Source organism: Bacillus sp. RO2, from assembly GCF_012911845.1.
Classification (GTDB): Bacteria; Bacillota; Bacilli; order Bacillales; family Bacillaceae_I; genus Sutcliffiella_A.
In genome coordinates this window covers 1-9,753 of sequence record NZ_JAAXCU010000004.1, presented here as the reverse complement: position 1 = coordinate 9,753, position 9,753 = coordinate 1, and the positions used below count along the sequence as shown (strand labels likewise).

Sequence of the window (9,753 nt, the reverse complement as noted above, 5' to 3'; positions counted from 1 at the left end):
CCAAACATTGTCCTCATTGACCTCCTATGACGACCTCTTACCACAAATACACCCAAACATTGTCTTCATTGACCTCGTATGACGACCTCCTTCCTCACAAACACCCAAACATTGTCCTCATTGACCTCCTATGACGACCTCCTTCCTCAAAAACACCCAAACATTGTCTTATTGACCTCCTATGACGACCTCGTACTTCAAGCACAACCCAAACACCGTTCTCATTCATCCCCCTCATAAAATGACAGCCAGCTTCCCATCCTCAAAAATTGCAAAACACATTAAAAAAGCGACCCCACAAAAGGATCGCTTTCTTACATAATCATTTTTTATACTTTATCTCATAAACATCTCTACGTCGGTCTTTCAATTGACGCACTGTCCCTGATTGACGCTGGCGACGAAGAATCTCTAAGTCCACATCCCCGATGATAACCATTTCAATATTCGGGTTACACTCTCCTACAATCCCGTCCCTCGCAAATTCGAAATCGGACGGTGCAAATATAGCAGATTGAGAGTACTGGATATCCATGTTTTCCACCTGAGGTAGGTTTCCACATGTTCCTGCGATAACCGTGTAAATTTGGTTTTCCACCGCACGTGCCTGCGCACAATAACGGACACGCAAGTAGCCTTGGCGGTCTTCTGTATTAAATGGACAGAAAATGATATTCGCACCTTTTTCTGTTGCAATGCGAGCAAGCTCGGGGAACTCGATATCATAGCAGATTTGTATCGCGATTTTTCCGCAATCCGTATCAAAGACACGAACACTGTCACCACGGCTAATTCCCCACCATTTTCGTTCATTCGGTGTGATATGCAATTTGTACTGCTTTTCAATTGTTCCATCACGTCGAAATAGATAGGCAATGTTAAATACCTTCTCATCTTCCTCAACGAAATGAGAACCTCCAATAATATTTACGTTGTATTTTACTGCAAGGTCTGTAAACAACTGAATGTACTGTTCTGTAAACTCGGTTAGGCGCTGAACCGCTTTGCTAGGTACCTTTTCATGAAGGAAACTCATTAACTGGGTTGTAAATATTTCTGGGAACACGGCAAAATCAGCACCGGCATCAGAAGCGACATCCGTGTAATACTCTACCTGTGTGGCAAACTCTTCAAAGGAGCTAATGGATTTCATCATATACTGAACAACACAAATTCTTACAGGAAAAGAAGTTTTGAAATGACGCTTAGTCTGCGGAATGTACTCTACATTGTTCCATTCCATAAGTGTCGCATATTTGTTCGATGCAACATCATCTGGTAGATACCCCGGGTTAATACGCATCAAAGTAAACTCGTTCAACAATTGGAAAGAAAGCACAGGATCATAAATTTTATGACGCATTACTTGTCTAACATATTCCCTAGGAGTCATTTCTTCCGCATATTTATGGTAGTTAGGAATCCGCCCGCCAATAATGATACTTTTCAAATTAAGCCTGCGTGCAAGATCTTTCCTAGCTTCGTACAGCCTGTGCCCTACCTTCATTCGTCGGTACCCCGGGTGCACCATCACTTCAATTCCATAAAGGTTATAACCATCTGGATTGTGGTTGGTGATGTACCCCTCATCTGTTATGTCATCCCATGTATGACGGTCATCATATTCATCAAAGTTTATTAACAAGCTTGAGCACGACCCGATTATTTCCCCATCATATTCTGCACAAAGCTGTCCTTCTGGGAACATGTTCAAATGACTTTCGAGATGTTCGGGCTTCCATGGCTGCATGCCTGGAAAGCACAAGTGCTGAAGGGTAATAATATCATCTATGTCTTTCATTTCTATATTTCTGATAATCATTTTTTTCTCAAATTTAGATAAATCGATTTTTGACAATGCCGTCATCTCCTATCCTTATGTACAAACAAATAATAAATGGGGCCCTTTCTAATGTAAAACGGAGAATTGCCCAATATTACTTATTCCCCAATTTTATCATAACGAAACAAAAAACAATAAAGGACAGGCCCCTGCCCACCAATAGTGAGTCAAGGGTCCTGTCCCTGCTATATCAAATCTTGTACACTCTAGCTTCCCAAGGTCGCAAATCAAAAGAATCTGCTTCCTTTTCAGTTGTTTCATAGTTACAAATAAGTAGTTCTGCATTATTTAGGTCTTTAGAACTGTCGAACGAATGGTTATTTCCCGAGAAATTTGTCACAACAAGTAAAGTTTCGTCTCCAAGCGTACGAGTATATGCAAAAATTTCCTCATGGTCATCGTACAACATTTCAAATGAGCCATACACAATAACCTCATGTTGCTTACGAAGTTGGATCAATTTACGGTAATAATGGAAGATAGAATCTTCATCTGCCATCGCTTTTTCTGCATTGATCTCATTAAAATTTTCATTCACCTTGATCCAGGGTGTACCGGTTGTAAATCCGGCATTTTCTGATTCATTCCATTGAACTGGGGTTCTAGCGTTATCACGGCCTTTTGTATAAATGGATTGCATGATATCTTGTGGTTCTTCTCCATTTTCAATTACACGCTCATTGTACATATTCAAAGTTTCTATATCCTTATAATCTTCAATAGAGGTAAACTTGATATTGGTCATCCCAAGCTCTTCTCCTTGGTAGATGTATGGAGTCCCTTTCATCATATGCAGACATGTTGCCAACATTTTAGCAGAAGTGACGCGGTATTCCTTGTCATCTCCCCATCTTGATACGATACGTGGCTGGTCATGATTGTTCCAATATAAGCTGTTCCATCCGCCGTCTTCAAGCTCGGACTGCCATTTGCCAAGTGATCTCTTTAAATCACGCAAGTCCAATGGTTTTAAGTGCCACTTATTTTTTCCAGGCTGTGTATCAAGATCCATATGTTCAAATTGGAAGACCATGTTTAATTCCTTGCGCTCTTCTCCTGTATAAAGTTTTCCTTCCTCAGGAGATACGCCCGGCATTTCTCCAACCGTCATGACATTATACTCGGACAGTACTTTTTCATTCATCTCTTGAAGAAACTCATGGATACGAGGTCCATTCATGAAATACTGATGACCGGAAACGTATTTCTTCCCTTCCACCTTTTCACCGTCTGGCAATCCGTCCACTTTGGAGATGAAGTTAATCACATCCATTCTGAATCCGTCAATGCCCTTATCTAACCAGAAATTCATCATGTCATATACTTCTTGTCGAAGCTTTGGATTCTCCCAGTTCAAATCTGGTTGTTTTTTTGAAAAAAGATGCAGGAAGTATTCATCCGTTTGCTCATCGTATTCCCATACAGATCCACCAAAGGTTGCCTCCCAGTTGTTGGGCTCAGCACCATCTTTACCCGGTCTCCAAATGTAATAGTCACGATAAGGATTATCTTTTGACTTACGAGACTCCTCGAACCATTCATGTTCATCTGAACTATGGTTTACCACAAGATCCATAATTAATTTGATGCCCCTTTGATGCATTTGTGCAAGCATCTCTTCCCAATCATCCATTGTCCCGAACTCATCCATAATATTGCGATAGTCACTTATGTCATAGCCATTATCGTCGTTGGGAGATTTATATACAGGGGAAAGCCAGATTACATCTACACCCAGTTCTTTTAAATAGTCAAGTTTTTCAATGATCCCTTGAATATCCCCTATCCCATCTCCATTTGAATCATTAAAGCTTCGCGGGTAAATTTGATACACTACTGCTTCTTTCCACCATTGTCGCGTTGGCATTAAAAATTCCTCTCCTAACCTAAGTTTATCTATTGTTATCTTTCTTGTTCGCAAAAATGAAATCGATTCCATAATTATTGTACAAGATATAACTTCTGTTGGAAACCGCTTTCTTTCTTAAAGTCAAAAAAAGTTCACAATCATAGGATAGGATTAGTTTTGCAATAATGATAAGTAAGGACTATAATTTTAGGGAAAAGTATCTTGAATTCAAAAGAGGAGAGTTACCGTGGATCATTCCAAAAAAATAGAGAACCTGTTGCTAGCCTCAGCAATCATTGCCCTTGTTGCTTCCCTTGGTAGCTTATATTTTTCCGAAGTACTGTTATACATACCTTGTGAGCTATGTTGGTATCAACGGATATTAATGTATCCGTTAGTCATACTGCTGGGAATTGCTGCGGTAAAGAAAGACGCTGGTATTGCAACTTACGTCCTTCCCTTATCCATAATAGGAGGAACCATTTCCATCTATCACTACTTGGTTCAAAAAGTGGCGTTTTTCAGCGAGAACTCCGTTTCCTGTGGAGTTGTACCGTGTACAGGCCAATATATCAATTGGCTAGGTTTTATCACTATTCCATTTTTAGCACTTATCGGTTTTACATCCATTACGGCAATTATGTTTTATGTAAAAAAACTTTCAAAGAAAGCAGGTAATTAATCTTGAAAAAACTCATCATTATTATGGCGGTCATCATGGCCATCTTTATAGCACTAGTTGTGGTAACTAATATTCAACAAAAGCAAAACGTGGAAGGGAATCCTTTCGGTAAGGACAAGCTTCATACAGAAACACAAAAGCAACTGGATGATCCATTGTACCAAAACATTATCACTCCTGATCAATTGAAAGAAGATCTCGATGCTGGTGAAACGAAAACCATTTACTTCTACAGCTCAACTTGCCCTGCGTGTAAGCAGACAAGCCCTGTTGTAGTTCCAATGGCAGAAGAAATGGGAATAGATATGGAACTTTACAACCTAGAGGAATTTAAAGAAGGCTGGAACGATTACAGAATTAATTCTACTCCTACCTTCATCCATTTCGTAGATGGCGAAGAAGTCGAACGCTTAGAGAACTACCATCAAGACAGCAGCGTTTACACTGAATGGTTCGAAAAAGTAAAAGAAACTCCTAGCGAATAATCGCCAGGAGTTTTCTTCTGTTGAGATGAAGTTTTCTAGCTGTTGATTGGAGCAAAAGGCGAAGACTCCAGCGGGAGAGTAACGGTAGATTGAGACCCCTGAAGCGTTGTGAGGAGGCTCAATCACCGTCCCGCTGAAAGCGAAGCCATTTGCGGAATGAAACAGCGGTTTTTACCAATTTTTCAAATCAAAAAGTGATTGGAAGGTCGAATAAACTTACTGAAAATGTTCGGCTTGCTAGGTTTTTGGACAAACTGGTCAATCGAGAATGGAAATGAAAATCCAAACTCCCTTAACATATTGACATTCCTCTTAAATATTTCACGATGCTTGGTAAGTAAGTCCTCTTCTTGGATTGTCTCAATAACTGCAATTATTGCTTGAAGACATGATATGATATGAAATGCTTCTTTCAACGTTCCATTGTAATCGGAAAAAGTATCATGGACTTCTCCAGTGTGAAGGGATAATTGCTGTGCAAGGTTTTCTATCTCTTTATCTGTGAAATAATAAGGAAGAATGTTCGTTAAGAGGTGTTGGACCAATTCCCCGATATGGTCCTCCTGCTCTGGAGTTGAAGCGTATACTACTTTCACGAATTAAAACCACCCTTGTAACTTCTCTATAACAAAAGAGTAACATAAATGTATCTTTATTTGGGTAGGTAGTTAATGGAATCCATAGACTCATTACGACAATATAATTTGACATTCCAAGGAACATCTACAGAAGGATAAATCATGAAAGGAGCTAATAATGAACAGACAGAAGCTAACATTTTCCGTAACAAATAATCAGTCCCAACCATTACAAAATTACTTAAAAGATGTCATTGGAATTCCCAAAGGACTTCTTCATGAATTAAGGATGTCCAAACAAGTTTTGGTGAATGGTGACACTCCTAATTGGACAAAGCCACTTCAAAAAGGCGACCAAATTTTCATCCCTATTTTACCAGAAGAGATTTCAACAATTTCAACCGAAATGGATATTGATATTATCTATGAAACTGAACATCTATTGGTAGTGAATAAGAAGGCAGGAATGGACACCCACCCTTCCTCAGATCAAGATATACACTCTCTTTCCAATGGAGTGGCACATTATTTCAAGAAGAATGAAATTCGATCTAAAGTACGTCATGTACATCGGTTGGATAAAGACACTAGCGGAGCTATTCTGTTCGCAAAACATGCCATTAGCGGCGCTATCTTAGACAGGATGCTAGAAGAACGGAAAGTTAAACGAACATATTTGGCACTTGTTGAAGGAGTAATGAGCAGCTCAAAAGGGATGGTTGATAAGCCTATTGGAAAGGACCGCCATCATGCTTCCAGGAGAAGAGTCTCTCCAAATGGGCAAAAAGCTATCACCCATTTTCAAGTAGTTAAATTTTTTCCAAAAGAACAATTAACACTTGTAGAGCTGTCACTCGATACAGGAAGAACGCATCAGATTAGAGTACATATGAGCAGCATTGGCCATCCCATTTATGGCGATAAGCTTTATGGATCAAAAAACAACCATCATCGTCATAGCCTGCATGCATGGAAGTTAACTGTCCCTCACCCGTTTATGGAAGAAAGTGTGACGGTCCATGCTCCCGTTCCGAAAGGATTTGGACCTTCCTTATGGAAGTTAGAAGAGCTGTAGCATCTCTGCTACAGCTCTTTTCTAAATACGTAACTAGTTTTATCGTAATCCATTTTCTTTTCATAAAATCTATGAGCATCTACCCTTGGTAAGCCTGAGGACAACGTTACTTTCTCGCAGCCTCTTTCTTTTCCTAATCCTTCTATATACGTAAGCAATTTCTCTCCATAGCCATTTGATCTGGCCGTGTTTTTAGTCACTAGATCATACACATAAATATGACGCCCATCATAAAAGTTGGTTAGCATGATTATTCCCGTAACAGCGACTATCTCTTCTTTTTCAACATACACATATAATTCGTAGCCCTCTTTTTGCATGGTTTCATATATTTCTATAAAAGTATCTTCTGTTAGATGTGGCCTTAATTCCTTTAATACTTGAAACCCTTCAAGTAATTCTTCTTTTGTTTGTAAATGCTTTATCAACTTCAACCACTCCCTATGTATAGATTCATGCATTTATGGTCATTACCTATATCATACTATTTTTGTTCACAAGATTGATCTTTTTGATGAAATTTTACGTTAGGATACTAGTTATAATGAAATCATTGAACGAAAGGAGTGTTCTTTTTTGAAAAAATTAATTCTATTTATCAGTTTGCTATCATTATTGATGCTAGCAGCTTGCGGATCAACTAATAACAATGAAAATACAAACGGAAATAACAATGAAGTGCCTAGCATGGTGGAAGTAGAAATTAAACTGCCTGAAGCAGTGGAGCCGAATGAAGAAGTGAAAATAGAAGCACTTGTCACTCAAGGTGAGGAGAATGTGGATGATGCCAGAGAAGTGAAGTTTGAGGTATGGAAACAAGGGCAGGAAGCCGATCATGAAATGGTGGAAGCTTCTAATGATGGATCTGGTATATACTCCATCACGAAAACTTTTGAAGAGGAAGGCTTTTACTATGTAGTCGCACACACTACTGCCAGAGATATGCATGTAATGCCGCGTGTTGAATTAACTGTTGGAAATCCAGAGCTTTCTGAGAAAGAAGATGTGCATGAAGAAGAAAATCACAGTCACGACCATGAGACACATGAAGAAACAGACCATAATGATCATCATGGGCATGGGAGCAACTTAAATATGACATTAAACCCAACAGACCCTGTAAAAGCGAATCAAGAAACTACATTATCCACAAAAATCAAGCAAGAAGATGCTGTTTTAACAGATGCGAATGTTCGTTTTGAAATTTGGCACGAAGATTCAGAGAAACATGAATTCGTAGATGCAAAAGAAGTCAGTGATGGTGTCTACGAAGCAAAAGCGACCATGAAAGAAAGCGGTCTGCATTATGTTCAGATACATGTAGAAAAAGATGAATTACACGAACACCAGCAAGAAGAATTAGAAGTGGAATAAAAACGGATGAAGGTGCAGGGCAACTAAGCCCTGCACCTTCATTTTCTCTAAGATTAAAAATCAAAATTATCCGGATCTGGACCTACACGCTTGTCTTCATTCAATGCATGAATTTTCTGCATCTCATCTTCTGACAATTCAAAGTCGAAAATATTCGCATTTTCTTTAATACGGTGCTCTTTAACTGACTTTGGAATGGTTACCACACCATTTTGAAGATCCCAACGAAGAATGACTTGTGCAACAGACTTATTATGTGCTGCTGCAATTTCTTTTAATACATCATTATCCAACAACTGACCTTGCATCAATGGAGACCATGCTTCCATTTGAATACCATTTTCTTTACAGAAATTTAATAGCTCCACTTGAGAAAGCTTTGGATGGTATTCTACCTGATTAACCATTGGTTTTACCTCAGCCACATCCAGAATATCCTGCAGATGGTGAATTTGGAAGTTACTCACCCCAATGGCACGGACTCTTCCGTCTTTATAAAGCTTTTCTAATGCTTTCCACGTTTCTACATACTTTCCTTTAACAGGCCAGTGTACAAGATATAAATCCAGGTATTCTAGGCCTAGCTTTTCCATACTTTCATCAAAAGCTTTTAAAGTAGATTCATAACCCTGATCTGCATTCCATACTTTTGTCGTGATGAAAAGTTCTTCACGAGGTATATCGGATTCTCTAATCCCTTTTCCTACACCTTCTTCATTTTTGTAGATGGCTGCTGTATCGATGCTTTTGTAACCTGCATGAATGGCCATTTTTACAGAAGATTCTACTTCTTGCCCTTCTTCCACTTTAAATACACCAAGACCAAACCAAGGCATTTCTACCCCATTATGTAGAGTTGTTGTAGACGCTAAACTTTTCATACTTTTCACCTTCCTATTTTCAAATATATATTTATTATGTCCTATTACAGCTATTATGCAAATTTTTTGCCTAGGTACTCACCCACGAATCTGTCCCGCTATATATATAGTAAAAAGGAGTTTTGTGATGGAGATGTATGACTATATCATGCTATTGAATTTATTGTCCATTGTTTCCACGACACTTGTGAGCTATATGTATGTCTCTCAAATGGTGATGCGTAAAGGGGCATTCTTTTTCCATACCGCTATTAGTCTTTCTTTTATCATCCTTACATGGTTTATCACTACGACAATTTGGTACTTCCTTACCAGCAAGGTCGACGGGCTCCTATATATAGGGGGAATGCTTTTCAATATGATGGTAGCGATATTCTGTTCCACCGTCTTCCTTGCATACTTGTTTGTTCAAAGGGCCTACTTCATTAGAAAATATAAAAGAAATAAACAAATTAAATAAAATGATTTGCGTTGTAAGAAAAACCGGGCAAAACCACCCGGTTCTTTTAACGTTTATAGACTTTAGTAGTCTTGTATACCACCGCTGTTCCTTTCCGCAAATGGCTGCGCTTTCCGCGGGACGGCGTTTGAGCCTCCTCACTTCGTTGCGGGGTCTCAACCTACCGTTACTCCCCCGCTGGAGTCTCCGCCATTTGCTCCAATCCACAGCTGGAAATTATGAGAAATGGACGGTCTTACTGTTTCAGTTAACACATTAAGATACTTATAGCTTCCGGTGAATTAAATTACCTTTTTAATTGGAGTGGAAGGCACGTAGACGCCCACGAGAGGAAGGGACAGGTGAGACCCCACAGGCTCAAGTGTGGGCATTGAAAAACCGATAACGTAAAGTTTTTACGATTCCTAGCTGGTGATTGGAGCAAAAGGCGAAGACTCCTGAGGGAGCCAGCGCTAGGTGGAGACCCCGCAGGCGTAGCGAAGCCACTGAAAAACTGATAGCGTAAAGTTTTTACGATTCCTAGCTG

10 protein-coding genes are annotated in these 9,753 nt (G+C 39.4%); 5 read left to right on the top strand and 5 right to left on the bottom strand.

Annotation, left to right across the window (positions count from 1 at the left end; all coding sequences use genetic code 11):
• Window positions 1-322: 322 nt before the first annotated feature.
• The gene (locus HF078_RS00180) at window positions 323-1,867 is read right to left on the bottom strand and encodes a bifunctional GNAT family N-acetyltransferase/carbon-nitrogen hydrolase family protein (RefSeq protein ID WP_169289318.1); all 1,545 of its coding nucleotides are present in this window, start codon (window positions 1,865-1,867) and stop codon (window positions 323-325) included.
• A 166-nt stretch (window positions 1,868-2,033) separates the two neighbouring features.
• Window positions 2,034-3,710 carry a glycoside hydrolase family 13 protein gene (locus HF078_RS00175; protein WP_169289317.1) on the bottom strand — a complete coding sequence of 559 codons (1,677 nt, stop codon included), beginning with the start codon at window positions 3,708-3,710 and terminating at the stop codon, window positions 2,034-2,036.
• Between the two features lie 229 nt (window positions 3,711-3,939).
• Here HF078_RS00175 and HF078_RS00170 point away from each other — a divergent pair, with 229 nt between their 5' ends.
• Both HF078_RS00170 and HF078_RS00165 read left to right on the top strand, forming a co-directional pair.
• Entirely contained in the window at window positions 3,940-4,374 is a 435-nt protein-coding gene (locus tag HF078_RS00170; RefSeq protein ID WP_169289316.1) for a disulfide oxidoreductase, read from the top strand.
• Between the two features lie 2 nt (window positions 4,375-4,376).
• Entirely contained in the window at window positions 4,377-4,859 is a 483-nt protein-coding gene (locus HF078_RS00165) for a thioredoxin family protein (RefSeq protein ID WP_169289315.1), read from the top strand.
• Window positions 4,860-5,041: 182 nt separating this feature from the next.
• On the opposite strand, the gene HF078_RS00160 is transcribed toward HF078_RS00165, so the two are convergent.
• Window positions 5,042-5,455: a DUF5365 family protein gene (locus tag HF078_RS00160; protein ID WP_060667049.1), complete on the bottom strand. Its 414-nt coding sequence runs from the start codon at window positions 5,453-5,455 to the stop codon at window positions 5,042-5,044.
• A 160-nt stretch (window positions 5,456-5,615) separates the two neighbouring features.
• On the opposite strand from HF078_RS00160, the gene HF078_RS00155 reads away from it, so the two are divergent.
• Window positions 5,616-6,512: an RluA family pseudouridine synthase gene (locus tag HF078_RS00155; protein WP_169289314.1), complete on the top strand. Its 897-nt coding sequence runs from the start codon at window positions 5,616-5,618 to the stop codon at window positions 6,510-6,512.
• An 8-nt stretch (window positions 6,513-6,520) separates the two neighbouring features.
• On the opposite strand, the gene HF078_RS00150 is transcribed toward HF078_RS00155, so the two are convergent.
• Window positions 6,521-6,940: a GNAT family N-acetyltransferase gene (locus HF078_RS00150; RefSeq protein ID WP_240951644.1), complete on the bottom strand. Its 420-nt coding sequence runs from the start codon at window positions 6,938-6,940 to the stop codon at window positions 6,521-6,523.
• Between the two features lie 148 nt (window positions 6,941-7,088).
• Here HF078_RS00150 and HF078_RS00145 point away from each other — a divergent pair, with 148 nt between their 5' ends.
• Window positions 7,089-7,886: a FixH family protein gene (locus HF078_RS00145; protein ID WP_169289312.1), complete on the top strand. Its 798-nt coding sequence runs from the start codon at window positions 7,089-7,091 to the stop codon at window positions 7,884-7,886.
• 53 nt (window positions 7,887-7,939) lie between these two features.
• Here the strand turns inward: HF078_RS00145 and HF078_RS00140 are convergent, their stop codons facing one another.
• Window positions 7,940-8,767 (bottom strand): aldo/keto reductase, encoded by an 828-nt coding sequence (locus HF078_RS00140; protein ID WP_169289311.1) that lies wholly within the window; start codon window positions 8,765-8,767, stop codon window positions 7,940-7,942.
• 127 nt (window positions 8,768-8,894) lie between these two features.
• Between HF078_RS00140 and HF078_RS00135 the strand changes: the two genes are divergently transcribed.
• Window positions 8,895-9,227, top strand: coding sequence for a hypothetical protein (locus tag HF078_RS00135; protein WP_169289310.1), 333 nt, complete (start codon window positions 8,895-8,897; stop codon window positions 9,225-9,227).
• Window positions 9,228-9,753 lie beyond the last annotated feature (526 nt).